Annotated in this window: 23 protein-coding genes; 13 read left to right on the top strand and 10 right to left on the bottom strand. The window is 72.4% G+C overall.

Annotation, left to right across the window (positions count from 1 at the left end):
- Nucleotides 1-61: 61 nt before the first annotated feature.
- The 3 genes from AB0435_RS06535 to AB0435_RS06525 all read right to left on the bottom strand — a co-directional run bounded on the left by AB0435_RS06535 (nucleotide 62) and on the right by AB0435_RS06525 (nucleotide 2926).
- The gene (locus AB0435_RS06535; RefSeq protein WP_366426352.1) at nucleotides 62-1630 is read right to left on the bottom strand and encodes an LCP family protein; all 1569 of its coding nucleotides are present in this window, start codon (nucleotides 1628-1630) and stop codon (nucleotides 62-64) included.
- Nucleotides 1623-2144 carry a DUF6542 domain-containing protein gene (locus AB0435_RS06530; RefSeq protein WP_366426351.1) on the bottom strand — a complete coding sequence of 174 codons (522 nt, stop codon included), beginning with the start codon at nucleotides 2142-2144 and terminating at the stop codon, nucleotides 1623-1625. The genes AB0435_RS06535 and AB0435_RS06530 overlap by 8 nt, the downstream gene beginning before the upstream one ends.
- A 200-nt stretch (nucleotides 2145-2344) precedes the next feature.
- The gene (locus tag AB0435_RS06525; protein WP_366005751.1) at nucleotides 2345-2926 is read right to left on the bottom strand and encodes a TerD family protein; all 582 of its coding nucleotides are present in this window, start codon (nucleotides 2924-2926) and stop codon (nucleotides 2345-2347) included.
- 298 nt (nucleotides 2927-3224) lie between these two features.
- On the opposite strand from AB0435_RS06525, the gene AB0435_RS06520 reads away from it, so the two are divergent.
- Together AB0435_RS06520 and AB0435_RS06515 are read left to right on the top strand one after the other, a co-directional pair.
- Entirely contained in the window at nucleotides 3225-3644 is a 420-nt protein-coding gene (locus tag AB0435_RS06520; RefSeq protein WP_366426350.1) for a hypothetical protein, read from the top strand.
- A 134-nt stretch (nucleotides 3645-3778) separates the two neighbouring features.
- The gene (locus AB0435_RS06515) at nucleotides 3779-5530 is read left to right on the top strand and encodes a glycosyl hydrolase family 18 protein (protein ID WP_366426349.1); all 1752 of its coding nucleotides are present in this window, start codon (nucleotides 3779-3781) and stop codon (nucleotides 5528-5530) included.
- Between the two features lie 12 nt (nucleotides 5531-5542).
- On the opposite strand, the gene AB0435_RS06510 is transcribed toward AB0435_RS06515, so the two are convergent.
- A complete protein-coding gene (locus AB0435_RS06510; protein ID WP_366005754.1) occupies nucleotides 5543-6007 on the bottom strand; it encodes a hemerythrin domain-containing protein in 465 nt (154 codons plus the stop codon).
- 116 nt (nucleotides 6008-6123) lie between these two features.
- On the bottom strand, nucleotides 6124-6633 hold the full coding sequence (locus AB0435_RS06505) for a hypothetical protein (RefSeq protein WP_366005755.1): 510 nt from the start codon (nucleotides 6631-6633) through the stop codon (nucleotides 6124-6126).
- A gap of 101 nt (nucleotides 6634-6734) precedes the next feature.
- Between AB0435_RS06505 and AB0435_RS06500 the strand changes: the two genes are divergently transcribed.
- The 3 genes from AB0435_RS06500 to AB0435_RS06490 are packed head-to-tail and all read left to right on the top strand — an operon-like array spanning nucleotide 6735 to nucleotide 11075.
- Nucleotides 6735-7478, top strand: coding sequence for a beta-phosphoglucomutase family hydrolase (locus tag AB0435_RS06500; RefSeq protein WP_366005756.1), 744 nt, complete (start codon nucleotides 6735-6737; stop codon nucleotides 7476-7478).
- Nucleotides 7475-9856 (top strand): glycosyl hydrolase family 65 protein, encoded by a 2382-nt coding sequence (locus AB0435_RS06495; RefSeq protein WP_366426348.1) that lies wholly within the window; start codon nucleotides 7475-7477, stop codon nucleotides 9854-9856. The genes AB0435_RS06500 and AB0435_RS06495 overlap by 4 nt, the downstream gene beginning before the upstream one ends.
- 49 nt (nucleotides 9857-9905) lie before the next feature.
- Complete coding sequence (locus tag AB0435_RS06490; protein WP_366426347.1) at nucleotides 9906-11075, top strand: aminotransferase class I/II-fold pyridoxal phosphate-dependent enzyme; 1170 nt, start codon at nucleotides 9906-9908, stop codon at nucleotides 11073-11075.
- Between the two features lie 121 nt (nucleotides 11076-11196).
- Here the strand turns inward: AB0435_RS06490 and AB0435_RS06485 are convergent, their stop codons facing one another.
- Complete coding sequence (locus tag AB0435_RS06485; protein WP_366005760.1) at nucleotides 11197-11409, bottom strand: cold-shock protein; 213 nt, start codon at nucleotides 11407-11409, stop codon at nucleotides 11197-11199.
- Between the two features lie 167 nt (nucleotides 11410-11576).
- Between AB0435_RS06485 and AB0435_RS06480 the strand changes: the two genes are divergently transcribed.
- Both AB0435_RS06480 and AB0435_RS06475 read left to right on the top strand, forming a co-directional pair.
- Entirely contained in the window at nucleotides 11577-11819 is a 243-nt protein-coding gene (locus AB0435_RS06480; protein WP_366005761.1) for a DUF6372 family protein, read from the top strand.
- Nucleotides 11795-11971: a hypothetical protein gene (locus AB0435_RS06475; protein WP_366005762.1), complete on the top strand. Its 177-nt coding sequence runs from the start codon at nucleotides 11795-11797 to the stop codon at nucleotides 11969-11971. Before AB0435_RS06480 ends, AB0435_RS06475 begins: the two co-directional genes overlap by 25 nt.
- A 20-nt stretch (nucleotides 11972-11991) precedes the next feature.
- Here the strand turns inward: AB0435_RS06475 and AB0435_RS06470 are convergent, their stop codons facing one another.
- The gene (locus tag AB0435_RS06470) at nucleotides 11992-12528 is read right to left on the bottom strand and encodes a hypothetical protein (RefSeq protein ID WP_366005763.1); all 537 of its coding nucleotides are present in this window, start codon (nucleotides 12526-12528) and stop codon (nucleotides 11992-11994) included.
- 270 nt (nucleotides 12529-12798) lie between these two features.
- Here AB0435_RS06470 and AB0435_RS06465 point away from each other — a divergent pair, with 270 nt between their 5' ends.
- From AB0435_RS06465 to AB0435_RS06455, 3 genes are all read left to right on the top strand, one after another.
- Complete coding sequence (locus tag AB0435_RS06465; RefSeq protein WP_366426346.1) at nucleotides 12799-13683, top strand: LysR family transcriptional regulator; 885 nt, start codon at nucleotides 12799-12801, stop codon at nucleotides 13681-13683.
- A gap of 104 nt (nucleotides 13684-13787) precedes the next feature.
- The gene (locus AB0435_RS06460; protein WP_366005765.1) at nucleotides 13788-14873 is read left to right on the top strand and encodes an S-(hydroxymethyl)mycothiol dehydrogenase; all 1086 of its coding nucleotides are present in this window, start codon (nucleotides 13788-13790) and stop codon (nucleotides 14871-14873) included.
- Nucleotides 14873-15502, top strand: coding sequence for an MBL fold metallo-hydrolase (locus tag AB0435_RS06455; RefSeq protein WP_366005766.1), 630 nt, complete (start codon nucleotides 14873-14875; stop codon nucleotides 15500-15502). The genes AB0435_RS06460 and AB0435_RS06455 overlap by 1 nt, the downstream gene beginning before the upstream one ends.
- 78 nt (nucleotides 15503-15580) lie before the next feature.
- Here AB0435_RS06455 and AB0435_RS06450 read toward each other — a convergent pair whose 3' ends face one another.
- Entirely contained in the window at nucleotides 15581-16219 is a 639-nt protein-coding gene (locus AB0435_RS06450; RefSeq protein ID WP_366426345.1) for a class I SAM-dependent methyltransferase, read from the bottom strand.
- 242 nt (nucleotides 16220-16461) lie between these two features.
- Here AB0435_RS06450 and AB0435_RS06445 point away from each other — a divergent pair, with 242 nt between their 5' ends.
- A complete protein-coding gene (locus AB0435_RS06445; protein WP_366005768.1) occupies nucleotides 16462-16695 on the top strand; it encodes a hypothetical protein in 234 nt (77 codons plus the stop codon).
- A gap of 199 nt (nucleotides 16696-16894) precedes the next feature.
- On the opposite strand, the gene AB0435_RS06440 is transcribed toward AB0435_RS06445, so the two are convergent.
- Both AB0435_RS06440 and AB0435_RS06435 read right to left on the bottom strand, forming a co-directional pair.
- Nucleotides 16895-17884: a cytochrome c oxidase assembly protein gene (locus AB0435_RS06440; RefSeq protein WP_366005786.1), complete on the bottom strand. Its 990-nt coding sequence runs from the start codon at nucleotides 17882-17884 to the stop codon at nucleotides 16895-16897.
- 137 nt (nucleotides 17885-18021) lie between these two features.
- Nucleotides 18022-20994 carry a BTAD domain-containing putative transcriptional regulator gene (locus AB0435_RS06435; protein ID WP_366426344.1) on the bottom strand — a complete coding sequence of 991 codons (2973 nt, stop codon included), beginning with the start codon at nucleotides 20992-20994 and terminating at the stop codon, nucleotides 18022-18024.
- A gap of 177 nt (nucleotides 20995-21171) precedes the next feature.
- Here AB0435_RS06435 and AB0435_RS06430 point away from each other — a divergent pair, with 177 nt between their 5' ends.
- Both AB0435_RS06430 and AB0435_RS06425 read left to right on the top strand, forming a co-directional pair.
- Nucleotides 21172-21351: a hypothetical protein gene (locus AB0435_RS06430; protein WP_366005770.1), complete on the top strand. Its 180-nt coding sequence runs from the start codon at nucleotides 21172-21174 to the stop codon at nucleotides 21349-21351.
- A gap of 486 nt (nucleotides 21352-21837) precedes the next feature.
- Nucleotides 21838-22875, top strand: coding sequence for a S1 family peptidase (locus AB0435_RS06425; protein ID WP_366005787.1), 1038 nt, complete (start codon nucleotides 21838-21840; stop codon nucleotides 22873-22875).
- Nucleotides 22876-22893: the final 18 nt, after the last annotated feature.

Raw genomic sequence — 22893 nt, 5'->3', positions numbered from 1 at the left:
ATTGTCCCGCGTCGCTCGCGCGTGCGGGAGGTTCCCCCGCCGACCGGCGGCCTCCGGGCCGTCAGTCCACGCAGGGGACGCCGCCCATCTTCACCGCCTCGCCCTGGAACGCGTCCGACGGCACCGGTGACGGCGCGGACGCGCCCGGCTTCGCGTCGCCGCCGGAGGGGCGGGGCGAGGGAGCGGGCGCGGCCTTCGTGAAGCCGATGCCGAGGGTCACGAGGACGTGTCCCGCCGGGACGCCGGCGCCCGGGACGGCGTTCACCCCGTACGAGGCGGCGATCTTCCGGGCCGCCTCCTCGGCGCCCTTGCCGTAGACGACGGATGTCGTGTGCGAGGACGGCGCGTTGGCGACCTGGCCCGTGCGGTAGCCCAGGGCGCTCAGGGACTTGGACTCGGCCCCGGCGGCGCCCACGGCGCCGGAGGCGTTGTGCACGTCCACGGTGGTCGAGCCCGCGTCGGCGGGGGCGGCGCTGCCGGCGGGTGCCGACGGCTGGTCCGGCGCGGGGGCCTGGCGCCCGATCATCGCCTGGACGAGGGATCTCACCTTCACCGGATCCACCAGGTTGACGTCCTCCCCCTTACGGGTGGCGAATCCGGCGATCGGCAGGGTGTGGAACTCGGCGTTGCCACCGGTGAGGTTGGGGGCCTGCCTGGCGAAGTCGAGGATGTTCCAGCGGTCGTCGATGACGACGTCCTTCTTGACGACGTCGAACAGCCCCTGGAGCTTGCCCAGGTCGCTCCACACGCCCTGCGACTTGAGCTTGTGCGTGACGGACGAGATGAACGCCTGCTGCCGGTGGGTGCGGTCGAGGTCCCCGCCGGTCAGGCCGTGCCGCTGGCGCACGAAGGCCAGGGCCTGCCGGGCGTTGAGATCCTGCAGGCCGGCGGGGAAGTCCGCGCCGGAATACCGGTCGCGCACCGGCTTCTTCAGGCACACCTGGACCGGCTCCACCACCTTGGCGATGTCGTAGAAGCCCAGCAGGTTGACCTCGGCGAAGTGGTCGATCGGCACGCCGAGGAACTGCTGCACGGTGGCCAGGGTGGCCTCCCGTCCGGCCTCCCGGCTGCGGTGTTCGAGGTCGGCGCCCTTGACCCCCTGGGCCCTGAGCTTGTCCTCGGCCTCGGCCTTGGCGATGCCGTACGCCTCCTTGATCTTGTGCTCCCCGCGGCCGCCCGCGATCTCGACGTAGTCGTCGCGCGGGATGGAGAAGGCGGTGACCTTGCCGCCGTCCGGCGGGATGTGCATCAGGATGAGCGTGTTGGTGTTGTAGCCGCCGATGTCGCTGGAGCCCGCGTGCAGTTCCTGCTGGACGAATTCCTTGGGCAGGTCGTTGCCGTCCATGTCCTTGCGGCTGTCCAGGCCGATGAGCAGGAGGTTCACCGAGTCGTCGAGCTTCGGCGGCGCGCCCTTGCGCAGGGCGTCCAGCGCGCTGGAGGTGATGAGGCCGTTGTTGACCCAGTGATAGGCGAACCAGCCGACGCCGCTGGTCAGCATGACGGCGGCCGAGGTGAGGCAGACCGCGATCCGGGCGGCGGCCGCGGCCCGGGCGGGGCGGCCGGCGCGGCTCCGGCCGCGAGGTTCGCGCCGGGCCTGCGCCCGGTCGGCGGAACGGTGTCGGTCACGCATGGACGGCCCTCCTGTGTCGCCTGGACCGTACGGTACGGAAGATGAGTACCGCGAGTGCCGAGGTCTCGGCGGCCGCCATGGCCGGGAAGGTGTCGATGGCCCAGTGCAGTGCCGTGGTCATGGAGGTGGCCGCGTTGCCGCCCGTGGCGGACGAGTCCGCGAGGAGCTGGGCGGTCAGACCCACCACGGCGATGGCCCACGGCGGCAGGGCGAAGGCCCACCAGGTCTGCGCGCGGGAGCAGGCGACGGTCGCAAGGGCGGCGGCGAGCGCGGCGGCGAGCGTGAAGACCCAGCCCAGCCCGGTGCCGCGGGCCTCGTCCGCGACGGCCCCGGCCACCAGCAGGGCTCCCGCGCCGAGCAGCAGCGGGCGGGCGGCGCCGGCGCGGGCGGCGCGTGCCGGGCCGCGGCCGGGTCTCGGGCCGGGCACCCGGGCCGACGCGCGGGTCGCCGTGCGGGACCGTGCGCCCTGCCGTCCCGCCGCCTCCCCCAGGGTCTCGGTTCGCCTGGCGGCCATGCGCGCTCCCCATCCGTTCAGGCGGTCGCGCGGGGCGACAGCCGCTTTGCTTGCGCAGTTGCGCAATATAGCAAGTGTTGGTCAGAGGTCACCCGAGCGTGGTCAGGGGATTCCGACAACAGGATGGGTGTACCGGAAATACGACCGCGGCGCGACGCCGTACGGGCGCGTGCCCGTACGGACGCCGGTCGCTCCGCGTGTCAGCCGACGTTGACGCCGAAGTCCGTCGCGATGCCACGCAGGCCGGAGGCGTAGCCCTGCCCGACGGCGCGGAACTTCCACTCGGAAGCGTGGCGGTAGAGCTCGCCGAAAATCATCGCGGTCTCGGTCGAGGCGTCCTCGGTGAGGTCGTAACGGGCCAGCTCGCGGTCGTCCGCGCGGTTGACCACCCGGATATAGGCGCCCCGCACCTGGCCGAATGCCTGCCCTCGGACGTCGGCCTCGTAGATGGAGACCGGGAAGACGATTTTGGCGACCTCGGCGGGGACGCGCGAGAGGTCCACATGAATGGTCTCGTCGTCGCTGCTGCCCGTACCGCCGGTCAATTCGTCACCGGTGTGCTGGACGGAACCGTCGGGGCTGGCGAGATTGTTGAAGAAAACGAAATGCCGGTCGGAAATGACCTTGCCGGACTCGCCGCACAGCAGCGCGCTGGCGTCGAGGTCGTAGTCGGCGCCGGTGGTGGTGCGCGCCTGCCAGCCCAGGCCGACGGCCACAGCCGTCAGCCCCGGGGCCTCCTTGCTCAAGGAGACGTTGCCACCCTTGGCCAAGGTCACACCCATGAATTACCTCCACACACTCGGTCGTTCCGCCGGCGGCACGGCGTCAGCGGCCGCGCGGTCGGTCATTTCACTTATTGCGCAACTACGAAACTGTAGTCTGCCACACGCCACCGCTCCGGGCGGCGGCTCCTCCCTGGCCGTAGCGTCTGCGTGACGCCCGGTCCGCGGTCGTTACCCGATGGTGACGGAAAGGCCACAACGCCTTACCGCAACGGGCCGTCCTACCGGCCGAGTTCACGGTGGCGCCCCGGAAAGCGGGTACCGGTGTGGAAGAACGAATTCCCCGGAGAGGTGGACCATGACGCTCGACAGGAAACAGCAAATTCCGTACGCCGTCGCGACCGGATTCCTCGGGGTCGCCGTGCTCGTCCTCACCGCGGCCCCCGCCTTCGCCAAGGGCGCCATGGACATCACCGTACCCACGCACCCCGTGCGCGCCGGGCGGCCGGTGCACGTCAACGGGAAGGGGGACGACGACGCGGCGCGCTTCCTGCGCGCGTGCGTCCAGGAGCGCGGCGGCGACCACGGCGCCTGGCACACCGTGGAGTGCGGCAAGGTGATGACCTCGGGCGCCGGGGCCAGGGTGGAGGCGGACGTCCGGGCGGCACACGGCGGCGTCCTCCAACTGCGCGGCGTGCTCTACGGCCTGAGCGACCGGGACGACCCCCACCCGGAGGAGCTGCGGAGCTCACCCGTCACGTCCGTCCCCGTGCGCTGACCGGCGGGCATCGCTCCTACGGGCGACGCTGTTCCCGTCCGAACCCTTGACGCAACTCTGGTCCAGTCCAACGATGTTCACCGCGCAACCGGTCCCCCACCTGTCACGCACGACCGGCCCACCGGGAGCATCAGTTGAGACGACTCGGCCCTCTTCACACCCTTCTGACCGCGTTCGCCACCGTGACCGCGGCCGCCGGCCTCACGCTGGGCGGCGGCACGGCGCACGCCGCCGCGGCCCCGGCCCCCCTGCCCGCGCACGTCTTCGCGCCCTACTTCGAGACCTACAGCTCGGAGAGCCCCGCGGCGCTGTCCGCGCAGTCGGGCGCGAAGTACCTGACCATGGCCTTCCTCCAGACCGAGGCCAAGGGCTCCTGCACGCCCTATTGGAACGGCGACACCGGCAAGCCCGTGTCGACGTCGGTCTTCGGCTCCGACATCACCACCATCCGGAACAACGGCGGCGACGTCATCCCGTCCTTCGGCGGCTACGCCGCCGACAACACCGGCACCGAGGTGGCCGACAGCTGCACGGACGTGGCGAAGATCGCCGCGGCGTACGAGAACGTCATCACCACGTACGGGGTCTCCCGCCTGGACCTCGACATCGAGGACAACTCCCTGACGAACAGCGCGGGCATCGACCGCCGCAACCAGGCGATCAAGCTGGTGCAGGACTGGGCGGCGAGCACCGGCCGCACGGTGCAGTTCTCCTACACCCTGCCGACGACGACCCACGGCCTGGCCGACAGCGGGCTCGCCGTCCTGCGCAGCGCCGTGGCCAACGGCGCCCGCGTCGACGTCGTCAACATCATGACGTTCGACTACTACGACGGCGCGACCCACGACATGGCCGCGGACACCACGAGCGCCGCCGAGGGGCTGCACGGGCAACTGGGCGGGCTGTACCCCGCGAAGTCCTCCGCCGAGCTCTGGGCCATGACCGGGATCACCGAGATGCCGGGCATCGACGACTACGGCCCCGCGGAGACCTTCGGCACCCAGGACGCCGGCAAGGTCTACGACTGGGCCGTCTCGCAGGGCATCAGCACGCTTTCCTTCTGGGCGCTCCAGCGCGACAACGGCGGCTGCCCGGGCACGAAGGGCTCCGACTCCTGCTCCGGCATCGCGCAGGACACGTGGTACTTCAGCCACGCCTTCGCCCCCTTCACCGGGGGCGGCTCCCCCACCTCACCCGACTTCTCGCTCTCCCTCTCCCCCGGCTCCGCGTCGGTCCCGCCGGGCGGCTCCGCCGACGCCACCGTGAACACCGCGGTGGTCACCGGGTCGGCGCAGACCGTGGCCCTGTCGGCCGACGGCGCGCCCTCCGGCGTGAGCGTCGCGCTCAGCCCCTCCTCCGTGACGGCGGGCGGCTCCGCGCGGCTGACGGTCGGCACGACCGCCTCGGCCGCGCCGGGCAGTTACCCGATCACCGTCCGGGGCACCGCGCCGTCCGGGGCGCACACCGCCACGTACACCCTGACCGTCACCGGCTCCGGCAGCACGGGCGCGCTGGTCAACGGCGATTTCGAGACCGGTGGCGCGAGCCCGTGGTCGTGCCGGGCGGGGAGCGCGGTGGTGGGCTCGCCGGTCCACGGGGGCGCGCACGCCCTCCAGGTGGCACCGGCCGCGGACAGCACCGGCCAGTGCGAACAGACGGTGACGCTCAGGCCCAACACGGCGCACACACTGACCGGTTGGGTGCAGGGCCCCTACGCGTACATCGGCGTCGGCGGCGGGGCCACGGCGAGCCAGTGGACCTCGGCGGGGTCGTGGACACGGCTGTCGGTGCCGTTCACGACCGACGCGTCGGGGAAGGTGACGGTCTACGTCCACGGCTGGTACGGCCAAGGCGCCGTCCACGCCGACGACTTCACCCTCACCTGACGGCGGGGCCCCTCAGTTCGTCCCGCCCCCGTGCAGCGAGCGGTGTCTGCCTTCCTTGACCTCCTCGCCGAGGCGGCGGAGCAGTTCGAGGGGGCAGACGTGCCGCAGCATGGGGAAGACGTCGCGCTCCTCGTGCCGGACGTGCTGGCCGACCTCGCGTTCCAGCGCGCGGACCCGCGCGTCGAAGCCCGGCTCGTAGACGGTGCTGGACTCCAGGCCCCGGAGCATGGCGGTCAGGCGCTCCTGGTCGCCGTGCTCCTTCTCCACGAAGGTGTCGCCCTCGGCGAGCTGTGCGCGCACCGCCGGATAGAGGTACTCCTCCTCGGCCGCCGAGTGCCGTGCGAGCGCGGTGGCCACCTCTTCCAGGAGGTCCTCACGGTGGACGTCCTCGAGGCGGGTCCGGTGGATCGAGTTGAACAGCGCCTCGATCACCCGGTGGTCGCTCTCGAGCTCGGTGAGGATGTCGGTGCGTGCCATCGGGCCGTCCCTTCGCGTCACACGTGCCGCAAAACACCTGTTTTCGCCATGTTCTCACGCACCCGGCAATCCCGAAATCGCTGACCACCCACCTGCGGCAGGGGTGGGCGCCGTGGTCAGGACCTGCCCGCGCGCCACGCGCCGGTGACGGCGGCCACCACGACCGAGCCGATGACGATCAGACGGTGCGTCACCGCGTCGAGCTGCTGCCGCTCCGCCGCCGGGATGTGCCACTGCTCCCACCAGGTGACCTGCTCCTGGGAGAGCGAGTCCGGCCGCTCCGCGTCCCACGCGGCCCGCAGCCGGTCCGCGAGCGGCACCGCGACGGCGGCCTGGTCCGCGTAGGCGGAGATCAGCGCGGTCATATGGCTCGTGGGCAGGTGCACGTACCACTGGTCGCGCACGGCGGCGGCGAGCGCGGCGACGTCCTCCAGCCACAGCACGTGCTGCGACACCCAGCCCTGCGGGTCACGGCTCGCGGGCATGTCCGGGAGCCTCCGCGGCTCCAAGGCGTCACGGTGCGTGAGGAACGTGCCACCCATGGCCTGTTCCTCACCAAGCGGGTTCCAGTCGCCCTGGCCCAGGGCGACCGCGGCGGCCTCGACGGCATCAACGGCTCGGGTCATTTGATCACTTTACGGTGCGGATCCGTGTACTCCGTACGGCCCTGCACTGTCGTGCAGCAGGCGGTCCTGCGGTCGCGCCGGGTACGGGGCATCATGGCCGGGTGACGAGCCTCGGACTTCCTTCCGGTATCCGTGCCTGCCTGTTCGACCTCGACGGCGTGCTCACCCGCACGGCGACCGTGCACGCGGCCGCCTGGAAAGAGACGTTCGACGCGTTCCTGCGGGCGCGCGACGGGGCCGGCTTCCGGCCGTTCGACGCGGCCCGGGACTACGACGAGTACGTGGACGGCATGCCGAGGGCCGACGGGGTGCGGTCCTTCCTCGCCTCGCGGGGCATCCAACTGCCCGAGGGCACCCCGGACGACCCGCCGGAGCTGGACACCGTGCAGGGCCTGGGGGCGCGTAAGAACGTGCTCGTGCTCCAGAAGATCAAGGAGCTGGGCGTCGAGGCGTACGAGGGCTCCGTCCGCTACGTGCACGCCGTCCGCGAGGCCGGGCTGCGCCGCGCCGTGGTGTCCTCCAGCGCCAACTGCCACGACGTGCTGATCGCCGCGGGCATCGACGACCTCTTCGAGGTCCGCGTCGACGGCCTGGTGGCCGCCGAACGGCACCTGCCGGGCAAGCCCCACCCGGACACCTTCCTCGCCGCGGGCCGCGAGCTGGGCATGGAGCCCGGGCAGTGCGCGGTCTTCGAGGACGCCCTGGCGGGCATGGACGCGGGGCGTTCGGGGAACTTCGGCTTCGTCGTCGGCGTGGACCGGGCCGGCCAGGCCGAGGCGCTGCGCGAGCACGGCGCGGACGTGGTCGTGCAGGATCTGGACCAGCTGCTGGGAGGCCCCCCGTGATCACCCATCCGGCGTATCTGGTCGAACCCTGGTGCCTGCGCGAGACCGAGCTCAATCTGGAGGTGCTGCCGCAGAGCGAATCGGTCTTCGCGCTCGCCAACGGGCACATCGGCTGGCGCGGCAATCTGGACGAGGGCGAGCCGCACGGCCTGCCCGGCTCCTATCTCAACGGGGTGCACGAGCTGCGGCCGCTGCCCTACGCCGAGGCGGGCTACGGCTATCCCGAGTCCGGTCAGACCGTCATCGACGTGACCAACGGCAAGGTGATCCGCCTCCTCGTCGACGACGAGCCCTTCGACCTGCGCTACGGCCGGCTGGTCCACCACGAGCGGCTGCTCGACTTCCGCGCGGGCGTCCTGCGCCGTACGGCCGAGTGGACGTCCCCTTCCGGGCGGACCGTGCGGGTGCGCTCGACGCGGCTGATCTCCTTCACCCAGCGGGCCGTCGCGGCGATCTGCTACGAGGTCGAGGCGGTCGACGACGAGACGCGGATCGTGCTCCAGTCGGAACTGGTCGCCAACGAACAGCTGCCCAAGGCGGTCGGCGACCCCCGGGTCGCGGCGGTGCTGGAGTCACCGCTGGTCCCCGAGGAGCACGGCGCGGACGGCGGCGCGCTGCGGCTGATGCACCGGACCGTGCGCAGCGGGCTGCGGGTGGCGACCGCGGCGGTCCACGCGGTGGACGGCCCGGACGAGACCCGGACGTACGCGCAGAGCAGCGAGAACCTGGCCCGGTTCACGGTGACGTCGACGCTGCGGCCCGGCGAGCGGCTGCGGCTGGAGAAGACGGTGGCCTACGGCTGGTCGGGCGTGCGGTCGCTGCCCGCGATGCACGACCAGGTGGACGCGGCGCTGGCGGGTGCGACCAGCACGGGCTGGCAGGGGCTGTGCGACGAGCAGCGGGCGTATCTGGACGACTTCTGGGACCGGGCCGACGTCGAGGTGGACGGGGACGCGGAGATCCAGCAGGCGGTGCGGTTCGCGCTGTTCCACGTCCTGCAGGCGGGGGCGCGGGCGGAGAGCCGGGCTATCGCGGCGAAGGGGCTGACGGGGCCGGGGTACGACGGGCACAGCTTCTGGGACACCGAGACCTTCGTGCTGCCGGTGCTGACCGGCACGGTGCCGCACGCGGCGGCCCAGCCGCTGCGGTGGCGGCACGCCACCCTGCCCGCGGCGCTCAACCGCGCCCGGACGCTGGGGCTGGAAGGCGCGGCCTTCCCGTGGCGCAGCATCAACGGCGACGAGTGCTCGGCGTACTGGCCGGCGGGGACGGCGGCGTTCCATGTGAACGCGGACATCGCGGACGCGGTGGTGCGCTATCTCGCAGCGACGGGTGACGAGACCTTCGAGCGGGAGGTGGGGCTGGAGCTGCTGGTGCACACGGCCCGGCTGTGGCGTTCGCTGGGGCACCACGACCACCAGGGGCAGTTCCACATCGACGGGGTGACGGGCCCGGACGAATACAGCGCGATCGCCGACGACAACGTCTACACCAATCTGATGGCGCAGCAGAACCTCCGGGCCGCGGCGGACGTGGCGGAGCGGCACCCGGACCTCGCGGCGGTGCTGGAGGTGGACGACGAGGAGACGGCGGCCTGGCGGGACGCGGCGGAGCGGATGACCTTGCCGTACAACGCGTCGCTGGGTGTCCACGAGCAGTCCGCCGATTTCACCAGCCACCAGCAGTGGGACTTCGCGGGGACGCGGCCGGACCAGTACCCGCTGATGCTGCACTTCCCGTACTTCGACATCTACCGCAAGCAGGTGATCAAGCAGGCGGACCTGGTGCTGGCCATGTATCTGCGCGGCGACGCCTTCACGGACGAGCAGAAGGCGCGGAACTTCGCCTACTACGACCCGCTGACCGTGCGCGACTCGTCGCTCTCCTCGTGCGTCCAGGCGGTGATGGCCGCCGAGGTGGGCCATCTGCGGCTGGCGTACGACTATCTCGGCGAGGCCGCGATGATGGACCTCTCCGACCTGGAGAGCAACACCCGGGACGGGGTCCACATCGCGTCGCTGGCGGGCACCTGGATCGCGCTGGTCGCGGGGTTCGGCGGGATGCGGCACTGCGACGACACGGTCTCCTTCGCGCCGAAGCTGCCGGAGCAGCTGGGGCGGCTGGCCTTCACGGTGCAGGTGCTGCGCTGCCGGCTGCGGGTCGAGATCACCACCGAGAACGTCACCTATTCGCTGGCGGAGGGCGACGCGCTGGAGGTCGACCACTACGCGGAGCGGCTGACCGTGACGCGCAAGCACGCGGTGGTCAGGAAGGTGCCCGCGGCGCCCGGCAGGCCCGAGCCCGGCCAGCCCGCCGGGCGGCGACCGGCGCACCGCGGCTGGGTGGCGACGCGCGTCGAGGGCGACCGGATGGGCTGACCGCCCCGCTCCGGGACGGGAGTTGACATGCGTACGCACAATGGTTCCCATGGCTGCCGATGAGACGAATCCGCTGTGCCGGCTCTCCCTGGAGGAGCTGCGGCTGCGCACGAGCACGAAGTGGACCGCCTATCCGCCGGACGTCCTGCCCTTGTGGGTGGCCGAGATGGACGTCCCGGTCGCCGAGCCGGTGGTGCGCGCGGTGACGCGGGCGATGGAGCGGGGGGACACGGGCTACGCGGGCGGTACGGAGTACGCGCGGGCGCTGGACGCCTTCGCCCGCGAGCGCTGGGGCTGGGACGGCGTGGTGGAGGAGCGTACGGCAATCATGCCGGACGTGATGCTCGGCGTCGTGGAGATCCTCAAGCTGATCACCTCGCCCGGGGACGCCGTCGTGGTCAACTCGCCCGTCTATCCGCCGTTCTACGCCTTCGTGGAGCACATGGACCGGCGGATCGTGGAGGCGCCGCTGGACGAGGCGGGCCGCATCGACCCGGCGGCGCTGGAGTCGGCGTGCCGGGAGGCCGTGAGGGGCGGGCGGCGGGCCGCGTATCTGCTGTGCAGCCCGCACAACCCGACGGGGACGGTGCACACCGCGCGGGAGCTCGCGGCGGTGGCGGAGCTGACGGCCGGTCACGGTGTGCGGGTCGTCGTCGACGAGATCCACGCGCCGCTCGTGCTGTCCGGCGCGCGGTTCGTGCCGTATCTGTCGGTGCCGGGGGCCGAGAGCGCCTTCTCCTTGATGTCGGCCTCCAAGGCGTGGCACCTGGCCGGGCTCAAGGCGGCGCTGGCCGTGGCGGGCCCGGGGGCGGCCGCCGACCTCGCGCGGCTGCCCGGGGAGGTGAGCCACGGCCCGAGCCACGTCGGTGTCATCGCGCACACGGCGGCCCTGCGGCACGGTGGCGACTGGCTGGACGCCGTGCTGGCGGGGCTGGACGAGAACCGGCGGCTGCTGGCCGACCTGCTGGCGCGGCAGCTTCCGGAGGTGGGGTACGCGCCGCCGGAGGCGACGTACCTGGCGTGGCTGGACTGCCGGCCGCTGGGTCTCGGGGACACCGCGGCCTCGGTGTTCCTGGAGCACGGCCGGGTGGCGCTCACCGGTGGTGCCGGCTTCGGCACGGGCGGGGCGGGGTATGTGCGGCTGAATTTCGCGACGTCGCCGGAGGTGCTCACGGAGGCGGTCGGCAGGATGCGGAAGGCGCTGGATCCGGCGCTCTAGGAATGACGGGGCAGGATCGCTGTCGTAGGTGCGGCCTCCGGCCGGACATGGACGGCCGGACCGTCCGCCGGCCCCCGGCGGACGCCGTCGCGGCGCCGCCGGGGACCTCGCGGCCCGGCGCCTACTGCTGCTGGCGGACGACGTTCTCCGCCTGGGGCCCCTTGGGTCCCTGGACCACGTCGTACTCCACCGGGTCGCCCTCGAAGAGCTCCTTGTAGCCGCTGGTCTGCTGGATGGCCGAGAAGTGGACGAAGACGTCCGCACCCCCGTCGTCCTGCTGGATGAAGCCGAAGCCCTTCTCCGGGTTGAACCACTTCACGACGCCTGTTGCCATGGGTCACTTTCCTTACCTGCTTGCCACCGGCACGACTTCGACGTACCGGTCCCAACTTCGGAACTTTCCCCTGCCGACCGGCAAGAGATGCTCTCCGGCACCCGTCGTTCACCCTGCGGAGGGAATACGAACAGGCTAAAAAGGGACATCTGACCTACAATCGCCCCATGGCCATCTTTGGGAGCCTGAAGAGAATTCCCTCCCCGCAGATCGCCTCGATGGAGCAGATCGAGCCCTGCCACTGCATGTGCTCGGTCACCCACCGCGGACTGCACGTCTGCTCCGAGGACGCCTATCCGGACCTCCGGCTCACCTTCCACCTCCCGGCGGTGGGCGACGTCTCCTTCCCCGTCTGCGGCCCGTGCTTCGACGCGGCGTCGGCGCGGTGGCACGAGCACCCGGCGGCCTGACCGCGGCGGGTACGACCGGCATCGCGGCACGGCTGCCACGCGCGGCCAGGCCCGGCCGGGTGTCCCCGGCCGGGCCGAACCTTCGGCTGTTGCCGTGCTGGTGGTACGCGATCGCCGACGCGCTCGGCAAAGCGGCGCGGTCCGGCGCCTGATCACTGCCGGGGCCGGTCGCTCAGTGGCTCGCGCGGGCCGCGGGGGTCTTGCACGCGATGTCCGTGCCGCCCACGGGGTACATCCCGTCCTTCTTGGCCTGGCCGCCCTGGTACTCGTAGTAGAGGTAGGTGTAGAACTCGATCCGCCGCGAGGGCCCGCACGCCGCGTCGGCGGCGATCTGGTAGCTCATCGTGACGGTCCGGGTGGCGTTCGGCAGCACGGGGGCGTTGTAGCTGACCGCGCCGCTCTGGTGGGTCGGCACCGTGCAGTTGGCCGTGTCACCGGTGCAGGTGGTGAACGCGTACTTCAGGCCCGGGTCCTGCTGGGTGTTGTACGTCGGCTGTATCGACTGGTACACGAACTGCGCGTTCGTGGCCTGGTCGTTGGTGAACGCCAGGGTGATGTTCACCGTGGAGCCGGGGGTCGCGGACTGTTTGTCCACGGTGATGGTCATGGGCGGGGTCGCGGCGGTGGCGGGCTCGGCCATGCCGAGCAGGGCGACGACGGACGCGAGGGCTGCGGACAGGCTGAGCCGTCCCAGAGTTGTTCTGCGCATGGCGCCGGAGATTAGACAGAGCCGCCACGCCTTGGCTGCACCACCCGAACAGGACCGGCCACTCCCGCTAACCGGAATGTGACCTACGGAGCAGGTGTGAGCCACGTGACAGTGTTGTTGGCGATGTTGCGAGTTGGCCGGGAAGTGTTGGTGATGCCCGTGTGGAGGGGGTGTGGAGACGGTTCTCCTGCCACCTCGCGGTGTTCCCGCCGGCCGTCCGTCCCCGTACTCGGACAGGGCACGCACATCCAGCACCTACCATGCTCAATCATGGAACTGAGACACCTCGAACACTTCGTGGCCGTCGCCGAGGAGCAGCACTTCACGCACGCTGCCGAGCGGCTGCGCGTCGCCCAGTCCGGGGTGTCGGCGTCCGTGCGGGCGCTGGAACGGGAGCTGGGCGCGGAGCTGTTCATCCGCACCACCCGGCGGGTCGGGCTGACGGACGCCGGGCGGGCGCTGCTCGTCGAGGCGCGGCGGACGCTGGCGTGCGCGGCGGCGGCCCGGGAGGCCGTCGCGGCCGTGCAGGGGCTGATGGGCGGGACGCTCTCGGTCGGTACGGAGCAGTGCATGGGCACCGTCGACGCCGGTGCGCTGCTGGCCTCCTTCCACGCGCTCCACCCGCAGGTGGAGGTGCACATGGAACAGGCGGGTTCCGGGCGGCTGCTGGAGCAGGTGCGCCGGGGCGAGCTCGACCTGGCCTTCGTCGTGCACGACGACGTCCACGACGGGGTGCGGCTCCGCCGGATCGCCGAGGAACCGCTGATGCTGCTGTGCCGGGCGGACCATCCGCTGGCGGGCGTCGGCGGGCCGGTGCCCGCGGCGCGGCTGGCCGGGGAGGTGTTCGTGGACCTGCACCCCGACTGGGGCGCGCGGCGGGCGGCGGATCTCGCGTTCGCCGAGGCGGGGGTGACGCGGAAGGTGGCGCTCCAGGTCAACGACGTCTATACGCTGCTCGATCTGGTGTCACGGGGCCTGGGGGCCGCGGTGGTGCCCCGGCCCGTGACACTCAAGGAGCAGGCGCGGGGGCTGAGCGCGGTGCCGCTCGAAGGGCCGGTGCGGTGGAAGGTGGGGGTCGCCGTGCCCGCCGCGGGCCAGCCGACGGCGGCCGCGCGGGCACTCCTGGCGACGATCGCGCACCGCGACGGCGATTGAGCAGGACGGCTGCTGAATGTGATCGGAACGGGATGTTGGACACATCGTCACTTCCGGCGCAGAGTGGGGGCAGCTGACTCACCGAGAAAGGCAGGCTGCACCCCATGGCGCAAGAAGTACGCGGTGTCATCGCCCGAGGCAAGGGCGAACCGGTCCGGGTCGAGACGATCGTGGTGCCCGACCCCGGTCCGGGCGAGGCCGTGGTGAAGATCCAGGCGTGCGGGGTGTGCCACACCGATCTGCACTACCGGGAGGGCGGGATCAACGACGAATTCCCCTTCCTGCTCGGCCATGAAGCCGCCGGTGTGGTCGAGTCGGTCGGCGCCGGGGTGACCGAGGTGGCCCCGGGCGACTTCGTGATCCTCAACTGGCGCGCGGTCTGCGGCCAGTGCCGGGCCTGTCTGCGCGGGCGCCCGTGGTACTGCTTCGACACCCACAACGCCAAGCAGAGGATGACGCTCACCGACGGCACCGAGCTCTCCCCCGCCCTGGGCATCGGCGCCTTCGCGGAGAAGACCCTGGTGGCCGCCGGGCAGTGCACCAAGGTCGACCCCGCCGCCTCCCCGGCCGCCGCGGGCCTGCTCGGCTGCGGCGTGATGGCCGGCCTGGGCGCGGCGATCAACACCGGAGCGGTGGGGCGCGGGGACACCGTGGCGGTCATCGGCTGCGGCGGCGTCGGCGGCGCGGCGATCGCGGGTGCCCGGCTGGCCGGCGCCTCGAAGATCATCGCGGTGGACATCGCCGACGCCAAGCTGGAGACGGCGAAGTCGCTGGGCGCCACGCACACCGTCAACTCCCGCTCCGTCGACGGCGTCGAGGCGATCCGTTCGCTGACAGGGGGCTTCGGCGCGGACGTCGTCATCGACGCGGTGGGCCGCCCCGAGACCTACGAGCAGGCGTTCTACGCCCGGGACCTGGCCGGGACCGTGGTCCTGGTGGGCGTGCCCACGCCGGAGATGAAGCTGGAGCTGCCGCTGCTGGACGTCTTCGGGCGGGGCGGCTCGCTGAAGTCGTCGTGGTACGGCGACTGCCTGCCCTCCCGCGACTTCCCCATGCTCATCGACCTCTACCTCCAGGGGCGCCTCGACCTCGACGCGTTCGTCAGCGAGACCATCGCGCTGGACGAGGTGGAGGACGCCTTCCACCGCATGGAGAAGGGCGATGTGCTGCGTTCGGTGGTGATGCTGTGATGGCGGCGCGCATCGAGCACCTGGTCACGTCCGGGACCTTCGCCCTCGACGGCGGGACCTGGGACGTCGACAACAACGTCTGGCTCGTCGGTGACGACGAGGAGGTCCTCGTCGTCGACGCGTCCCACGACGCCGACGCGATCGGGAAGGCGGTGGGCGGCCGCCGGCTGGTCGCGATCGTCTCCACCCACGCCCACAACGACCACATCGACGCGGCGCCCGCCCTCGCGGACCGTACGGGCGCGCCCGTCCTGCTGCACCCGGCCGACCGTGAGCTGTGGGACCTGACCCACCCGGGCGTCGCGCCCGACCGGGAACTGGCGGACGGCCAGGTCCTGTCGGTCGCCGGCGTCGAGCTGACGGTGCTGCACACCCCGGGCCACAGCCCGGGTGCCGTCTGCCTGTACGCGCCGGCGCTGGGGACCGTGTTCACCGGCGACACCCTCTTCCAGGGCGGTCCCGGCGCGACGGGGCGGTCCTTCTCGGACTTCCCCACGATCATCGACTCCATCCGGGACCGGCTGCTGTCCCTCCCCCCGGAGACCGTGGTGCGCACGGGCCACGGCGACACGACCACGGTCGGCACCGAGGCACCGGCGCTCGCCGACTGGATCGCCCGGGGACACTGAGACCGGGAAGGGCGCCCCGCCGGCGGCGGGGCGCCCTCGGCCCGTGCGGCGGCGGTGGCCGTGAACGGCCTCGCCCTCCTACTGCTTGCGCATCAGCAGGTGCCCGCGCCGGTACCGCTCGCCTTCCTGGGGCTCGCGCAGCATGCGGCCGACTTCCGCGAAACCGGCCGCGCGGGCCAGGCCGGCGAGGTCGTCTATCGGCCACCGGTAGGCCGTGGTCACCTTGTGGTCGAACGGCGTCACCGGGTCGCCCTCGGACTCGAAGAAGGCGAGCAGGAGGTGGCCGCCCGGGGCCAGCACCCGGTGGAACTCGGCGACGTACGAAGGGACCTCGCGCGGCGGGGCGTGGATGACCGAATACCAGGACACGATGCCGTCCAGCGTGGCGTCGCCCTCCTCCAGCGCGTCCATCGAGCCGACCTCGAAGCGCAGACCGGGGAACGCCCGGCGGGCGAGGTCGATCATCACCGGCGACAGGTCCACGCCGTAGGCGTCCAGCCCCAGCTCCCTCAGGTGCATCGTCATGTGCCCGGGCCCGCATCCCAGCTCACCGACGGTCCCGCCGCCCGCGGCCCGTACGGATTCCGCGAACGCGGCGAGCACCGAACGGTCCATCGGAAACCGGTCGAGCGCACCGCGGACGAAGTCGGCGTAGCGGACGGCGACGGCGTCGTAGGCGTCCGCTGTCGCGCTCAGATGGGAGGAAGTGTCAGTCACAGGGGCCGACATTAACTCCTGGCCTCCGTGGCGTCGCGACCGGCCCGAACTCTTCGGCGCCGCCGCTCGGCTCGCTCGTCCGTTCCGGGGTGAAACAGGCACAGCACCCCCGTATACAGGCTGCTTAATACCTCACTCGGGCGACGATGCGCCACACGTAGATGTAGCGGCTGTTCGGAATTCGTCCGCATCACCGATCATCTGCACTAAAGAGGAAAACGCTTCCTAGGAGTGGAGTCGAAATGCGATACCTCGCATCTTCTCTGTGCACCCTGGCACTCGGGGCCGGTGTGCTCTTCGGAATCGCCGGTAACGCTGCCGCCACAGCTCAGCCCGCCGTGGCGAAGCAGGACACCGTGACCGCCCAGCAGTGTGTGGGCGGGGGCGGATTCGTCGATCAGGACGAGACGAGCCCGACCGGTCTCCGTTGTCTCGGCGGGGAGTTCGACGGCATTCCGGTGACACTCGGGCAGTGAAGCCCGGCATCTCGTGACGACTGCGGGAAGTGCCCGGCCCGATACGGGTCGGGCACGGCACCGTCCATGGAAGGGAAATGCGGCGTATCGCCATGTGCCGGCGGGCGGTTCGCCGACTCTCCGGTGTTTCGGTCAGCGCGGCCGCGGTGGGGGCCGCATGCGGCAAGTTTCCGGAGATCCGGGGCGGCGGCCAAGTGGATTACGGGCGGTTGTCCCGGGTCTGCCGGTAGCGCTCGCCGACGACGCCCTGGTCGGTCTCCCACCAAGGGCGGGTCAGCTCGGGGGCAGGGGGCTCGTCGGCGCGCTCCGGGGTGGGGGCGGGAGCCGGGACCGTGGCGAGCTCCTGGTCGAGCCTGCGGTCCAGCTCCGCCGTCCTGACCCGCTCGGCGCGGCGCCACTCGACGAAGACGGCGATGAGGAAGGGCATGCCGACGAGTTCGGCGATCGACAGCATCAGTCCGCCGCCGAGCGCCTGGTCGCGCTCCGGGCTCGGGCCCCAGCCGCGCTGCTGCGATCCGTACCAGCCGCCCGCGATCAGGGTGCCGCTGGTCATCACGACGATGCCGGGTACGGCGTCGACCAGCCCGTCGACGAAGACCAGCAGCGCCCGCACGGGGTGGCTGCACCACGCCGGCAGCAGTTCCTCGCGGGAGAGCATGGGCAGGACGAACAGGCTGCCCGCCGCGAGGAGGTGGAGGTACATCAGCCGGTGGATCGCTTCGTTCCGCAGGGCGGCCTCGAAGTAGGGCGTGAAATAGACGCACAGCTCCGTGGCGAGCACGAGCAGGGTGCTGACCAGCGGGAACGTCAGCACCCTCACGACGCGCCCGCGCATCGCCCGGTGCAGCCGCTCGGCACCGCGGGCGGGCAGCGCGCGGCGGGCGAGGGCGACGGGGTCGCCGAGGGCGAGGCCGAGCGGTGCGATCAGGTCGAGGAGGATGTTCTGCACCGCGGCGGGCCAGAAGAGGACCCGGTCGTACACCGCGAGGGACGACAGGGTCGCGACGGCGATCGCCCCGAGGCCGAGGGTCACGAACGCGAGCGTCCGGGCCACGGGCCAGCGCTCCCCCTTCCTCGTCACCCGCAGGACGCCCCAGGCGTAGAGACCGCCGAGGAGGACGATGAGGGCGAGGCCGAAGGGGTCCGCTTGCCAGGTGCCGAAGGCTCGGGCGGGGGTGAGATTGGTCAGTGCCACGATCGCTCAGCGTAGCCCCGGCCGTAGTGGATCCACGGGCCGGTCGGGGGCGGTAAAGCGCAGGTCACGGGCTTGGAAGCGTTTCCTCTAGGCGAGGCAAAGGGTGAGTGTCGAGGTGCCGGCCGTCGGGCTCAGGAGGTGGCCGGCGCCGCCGCGTCGAGCAGGGCGCGGACCGCGACGGCCTCGGGGACCCCGAGGCGGGTGAAGAGCGTGAGGGCCTCGTGCAGGTGGCCGTGGCCGCGGTCCGGGCGGCCGAGGCGCGGGAGGGCCTGGCCGAGCACGGCGTGGGCGAGCCCTTGGCAGTAGCTCTTGCCCAGTTCGCGGGCGATCCGCAGGGACTCCTCGGCGCAGGAGACGGCGTCCTCGTCCCGCTGTTCGTCGAGGCGGCACTCCGCGAGGCGGGCCCAGGCCAGCCCCTCCCAGCCGCGCTGGTGCTGGGAGATGAAGTGGCCGAGCGCGCCGCGCATGCGCTCGGCGGCGAGCGCGGGGGCGCCGGTCCTGCGGAGCACGTAGCCGTGCTGGTAGAGCGTCATCGCGACGGTCGGGCCGTTGCCGGTCGCCTCCGCCAGCCGGACGGCCTCCGCGGCGGCGCGTTCGGCCTGCTCGGGCTGGGCGAGGGCGAGGTGCACGCGTGCGGTGTTGGCGAGCACCCGCGCCTCGCTGCCCTTGTCGTCGAGGCCGTCGCAGAGGGAGCCGGCGAGCTCCAGCAGCGGGAGGGCCCGGTCGGGGCGGTCGGTGGCGAGGTGGAGGATGCCGAGCGCGTTGGCGGCGAGGTGGCGGCACAGGTTGTCGGCGGCGTCCTCGGCGAGCCGCAGCGCGGTGGTCAGTTCGCGCTCGGCGGCGTCGTACACGTCGGTGAGGTAGTGGAGGTTGCCGAGGGTGTAGCGGGCCCGGGCCTCGACGCGGGGTTCCGCGCGGGTGTGCGCGGTGTCGGCGGTGAGCTCGCAGAGGCGGCGCAGCTCCTCGCGGTGGGCGGGGCCCTCGATCAGGCCGGACCAGGTGAGCAGCAGGTCGCCGGCGGGGCGCAGGGCGTCCGGTGCGCCGGGGACGGCCTGGGCGAGGAGCGAGGCGAGCGGTATGTGCTCGTGGCGCAGCCACTGCCGGGCGTCGTCGGCGTCGGCGAAGGGCACGCCGGGCAGGGTGACGGGGTGCAGGTGGCGCTGGAGGGCGTGGTCGGGTTCGAGGGTGCGGGAGGCGTTGCCGACGGTGGCGAGGTGGTGGTCGAGGAGGCGCTGGACGGCCTCGTGGCGCTCCTGCGGGGTGTCGGTCTGTTCGGCCTGCATACGCGCGTAGAGCCGCAGCAGGTCGTGGAAGCGGTAGCGGCCGGTGGCGTACGACTCCAGCATGCCCGCGTCGGCGAGGCCCTCGGCGAGGTCCTCGGCGGTGAACTCGTCGCGTCCGAGGAGCGCGGCGACCGCCGGCAGCGACAGGTCGGGGGCGGCGGGGAGGGCCAGCAGGCGGAAGGCCCGGGCCTGGTCGTCGGCGAGGTGGGCGTAGCCGAGCCGGAAGGTGGCCTCCACGGTGAGGTCGCCTGCCTGCAGTTCGTCGAGCGTGCGGCGTTCGTCGTCGAGCCGGGTGCCGAGGGCGGCGATGGTCCAGCCGGGCCGGGCGGCGAGACGGGAGGCCACGATGCGTACGGCGAGCGGCAGATGGCCGCAGGCCGCGACGAGCGCGGTGGCCGCCCGGGGTTCGGCGGCGACCCGCTCGTCGCCCACGATGGCGGCGAGGAGCGAGAGGGCCTCGGGGGCGCTGGCGACGCCGACGTGGAAGTGCCGGGCGCCGCCGAGGGTGAGGGCCCGGGACCGGGAGGTGACGAGGACGGCGCAGCCCGCGGTGCCGGGGAGCAGGGGGCGGATCTGGGCGGCGTCGCGGGCGTTGTCGAGGAGGAGCAGGACGCGCCGGTCGGCGAGCACGGAGCGGTAGAGGGCGGCGCGCTGGCCGAGGTCGTCGGGGATGTCCGTCTCGGGGACGTCGAGGGCCTGGAGGAAGTGGGACAGGACGCTGCCGCTGTCGGCGGGGTGCGGGCCCTGGCCCTGGAGGTCGACGTAGAGCTGGCCGTCGGGGAAGTCGGGGCGGGCCGCGTGGGCGGCGTGCACGGCGAGCGTGGTCTTGCCGACGCCGCCGATGCCGGTGAGCATGGCGATCATCACGGCGGGCCCGGAGGTCTCGGTGAGGGCGGCGCACACGTCGTGCACGAGCTCTTCGCGCCCGGTGAAGTCGGGGATGCCGGCCGGGAGCTGGAAGGGGACGGCCCTGGGGCGCGCGGCGTCCGCGGGGCCTGCCGCGGACTCGGTGCCCGCGGGCGGGGCGTAGGCCAGTGCGGGGTCGGCGGCGAGCACCCTGGCGTGCAGTTCGGTGAGTTCGGGGCCGGGTTCGACGCCGAGTTCGGCGACGAGCAGGCGCCGGGTGCCGGTGAAGGCGGCGAGGGCGTCGACCTGGCGGCCGCAGCGGTAGAGGGCGAGGATCAGCAGGGCGCGGAGGCGTTCGCGCAGGGGGTGTTCGGCGGCGAGGGAGCTCAGTTCCGGGACGATCTCGGCGTGCCGGCCGAGGGCGAGGGCGCAGTCGAAGAGCCCTTCCTGGGCGACGAGGCGGGCCTCCGAGAGCCGGTGCCGCTGGCGTTCGGCGTACGGGCCGGGGAGCCCGGCGAGCGCGGCGCCGTGCCAGAGGTCCAGGGCCGCGGCGTAGCGGCTGTGCGCGGTCTCGGTGTCCCCGGCGTCACGGGCCTCGGCGGCCTCGGCGAGGCGGCGCTGGAAGACGACGGCGTCGACCTGCTCGGGGGGTATGTGCAGGGCGTAGCCGCCGGAGGAGGAGACGAGGACCGTGGCCGGGGTCCTGGCCACCCGGCCGGGTTCGAGGAGGTTGCGCAGGCGGGAGGCGTAGGTCCGGATGGTGCCGAGCGCCTGAGGCGGTGCCAGTTCGCCCCACAGGGCGTCGATCAGTTCGTCGCTGGAGACCGTGCGGCCGCCGCGCAGCAGGAGGACGGCGAGCATGGCGCGCTGCTGGCGCGCGCCGAGCTCGACCTCGCGCCCGTCGAGCTGCGCGTGCACGGGGCCGAGCAGCTGGAAGGAGAGCCGTGCTCCTGTTGTTGCTCCGCTGGCGCCCATGTCTCCCCCGACCTCACCGCGCACACTCCGCCCGGCGACAAGGGGGACAGTATCTCAGTGGTTGGCACGGTAAGCGGCACCCGTGACGTTACGGGTGCGGGTCTGTTGATCGCCTGTTGATCGGGGTGTCACATACTTCGAGGAAAGAACGTTCGACCCGCACGACAGGAGTTCCGCATGACCACCGACGCCCTGAAGCCCGCCGGGGCCGCGCAGCCCGCCGAGCAGAACACGCCCAGCGAGCAGGCCATCCTCGCCGGACTGGGCGCGCCCATCGAGCACGCGGAGGGCGCCCCGATCCCGGGGACCGAGCCCAGCGGTCCGATCCGCCCGACGCACACGACGGGCGCGCAGTAGGACGCGACCCCGGACAGCGCTCCGCAGGCGCGGGCCCCCGACCACGTTCGCGGTCGGGGGCCTGTTGCCGTCCGCGCACACCGGGCACCCGTTAAAGGTGTGCAAAGAAACCTTCGCTCCACCCCCCGAGGGAACGAATACCGGACAGCCGCGCCCCTTCCTGTCCGCTCACCGCCCCTCGCCCATCCGCGCCTGTCACGGGCGTTCACGAGAACGGCTCGCGGTACGCGTGTGACGCAAGAGACTTGCCGACGCACCGCTCGTACGACCGAATGTCGCTCTTGAACGTTCACATGGACGATCCGATACTCCGAGAATTGACATGGACGCGACTAGCGTCTCCCGGTCGGCTCCGGGCGGCGCATCGGCCGTCACGCCTCTGTCACTACGTCACATTCACCCTCCGTGCCCGGACATCGGCCCCATCGGGCACCCCCCACAGGAGGTCTCGTGAAACGTCCTCGCATATCGGCACGCCGCTCCGCCATGGCCGGCTCGGCCGCCGCCGTCCTCGCGGCCGCCGCGCTCGCCCTGCCCAGCGCCCACGCCATGTCCGCCCCGGCGCCCGACGCGGCCTCCGCCGAGCAGGCCGCGGGCCTCGCCCAGCGGATCGCGGCCGAGCTCCCGGCGGACACCGCGGGCTCGTACTACGACGCCACCACCCACCGGCTCGTCGTCGACGTGCTCGACGCGGCGACCGCGGCGAAGGTGCGGGCCGCGGGCGCCGAGGCCAGGCAGGTCCGGCACTCGGCGGCCGAACTCGACTCGGCCAGAGGCACCCTCAAGGCCCAGGCGTCCATCCCGGGCACCGCCTGGTCGGTCGACCCCAGGACCAACAAGGTCGTCGTCACCGCCGACAGCACGGTGCGCGGGGAGCGGCTGAGCAAGCTCGACAAGGTCGTCGCGAGCCTGGGGGACAAGGCCACGCTCAGAAGGACGGCGGGCACCTTCCGGCCGCTCATCGCCGGCGGCGACGCCATCTGGGGCAGCGGCGTGCGCTGTTCGCTCGGCTTCAACGTCAGCAAGGACGGGCAGCCGTACTTCCTGACGGCGGGGCACTGCGGCAACGCCTCGGCCGAGTGGTCCGACTCGCAGGGCGGCGCCCAGGCCGGCACCACGGAGAGCTCGACCTTCCCCGGCCACGACTACGCCCTGGTGCGCTACACCGGCTCCTCCGACCACACCAGCGCGGTGGACCTCTACAACGGCAGCCAGCAGAACATCAGCCGGGCCGGTGAGGCGACGGTCGGCGAGCAGGTGCAGCGCAGCGGCAGCACCAGCGGCCTGCACGGCGGCCAGGTCACCGGCCTCAACGCGACCGTCAACTACCAGGAGGGACAGGTCGACGGCCTGATCGACACCAGCGTGTGCGCCGAGCCGGGCGACAGCGGCGGCGCCCTCTTCGACAACGACACGGCACTGGGCCTCACCTCGGGCGGCAGCGGGGACTGCTCCTCCGGTGGCGAGACCTTCTTCCAGCCGGTTCCCGCGGCCCTGCAGGCGCTCGGGGCACAGCTGCCCTGACGCTCCACCGCACGGCCG

Origin of the sequence: Streptomyces sp. NPDC051173 (assembly GCF_040689515.1) — a bacterium.
Classification (GTDB): domain Bacteria; phylum Actinomycetota; class Actinomycetes; order Streptomycetales; family Streptomycetaceae; genus Streptomyces.
This window is presented reverse-complemented; position numbering and strand designations above follow the sequence as displayed.

What these genes read in the sequence shown, in the direction of transcription:
- AB0435_RS06445 (WP_366005768.1), top strand. Translation starts at nt 16,462, where the DNA reads ATGCGATACCTCGCATCTTCTCTGTGCACCCTGGCACTCGGGGCCGGT.
- AB0435_RS06490 (WP_366426347.1), top strand. Translation starts at nt 9,906, where the DNA reads ATGGCTGCCGATGAGACGAATCCGCTGTGCCGGCTCTCCCTGGAGGAG.
- AB0435_RS06530 (WP_366426351.1), bottom strand. Translation starts at nt 2,144, where the DNA reads ATGGCCGCCAGGCGAACCGAGACCCTGGGGGAGGCGGCGGGACGGCAG.
- AB0435_RS06425 (WP_366005787.1), top strand. Translation starts at nt 21,838, where the DNA reads ATGGCCGGCTCGGCCGCCGCCGTCCTCGCGGCCGCCGCGCTCGCCCTG.
- AB0435_RS06465 (WP_366426346.1), top strand. Translation starts at nt 12,799, where the DNA reads ATGGAACTGAGACACCTCGAACACTTCGTGGCCGTCGCCGAGGAGCAG.
- AB0435_RS06510 (WP_366005754.1), bottom strand. Translation starts at nt 6,007, where the DNA reads ATGGCACGCACCGACATCCTCACCGAGCTCGAGAGCGACCACCGGGTG.
- AB0435_RS06505 (WP_366005755.1), bottom strand. Translation starts at nt 6,633, where the DNA reads ATGACCCGAGCCGTTGATGCCGTCGAGGCCGCCGCGGTCGCCCTGGGC.
- AB0435_RS06455 (WP_366005766.1), top strand. Translation starts at nt 14,873, where the DNA reads ATGGCGGCGCGCATCGAGCACCTGGTCACGTCCGGGACCTTCGCCCTC.
- AB0435_RS06435 (WP_366426344.1), bottom strand. Translation starts at nt 20,994, where the DNA reads ATGGGCGCCAGCGGAGCAACAACAGGAGCACGGCTCTCCTTCCAGCTG.
- AB0435_RS06480 (WP_366005761.1), top strand. Translation starts at nt 11,577, where the DNA reads ATGGCCATCTTTGGGAGCCTGAAGAGAATTCCCTCCCCGCAGATCGCC.
- AB0435_RS06460 (WP_366005765.1), top strand. Translation starts at nt 13,788, where the DNA reads ATGGCGCAAGAAGTACGCGGTGTCATCGCCCGAGGCAAGGGCGAACCG.
- AB0435_RS06485 (WP_366005760.1), bottom strand. Translation starts at nt 11,409, where the DNA reads ATGGCAACAGGCGTCGTGAAGTGGTTCAACCCGGAGAAGGGCTTCGGC.
- AB0435_RS06535 (WP_366426352.1), bottom strand. Translation starts at nt 1,630, where the DNA reads ATGCGTGACCGACACCGTTCCGCCGACCGGGCGCAGGCCCGGCGCGAA.
- AB0435_RS06525 (WP_366005751.1), bottom strand. Translation starts at nt 2,926, where the DNA reads ATGGGTGTGACCTTGGCCAAGGGTGGCAACGTCTCCTTGAGCAAGGAG.
- AB0435_RS06520 (WP_366426350.1), top strand. Translation starts at nt 3,225, where the DNA reads ATGACGCTCGACAGGAAACAGCAAATTCCGTACGCCGTCGCGACCGGA.
- AB0435_RS06430 (WP_366005770.1), top strand. Translation starts at nt 21,172, where the DNA reads ATGACCACCGACGCCCTGAAGCCCGCCGGGGCCGCGCAGCCCGCCGAG.
- AB0435_RS06470 (WP_366005763.1), bottom strand. Translation starts at nt 12,528, where the DNA reads ATGCGCAGAACAACTCTGGGACGGCTCAGCCTGTCCGCAGCCCTCGCG.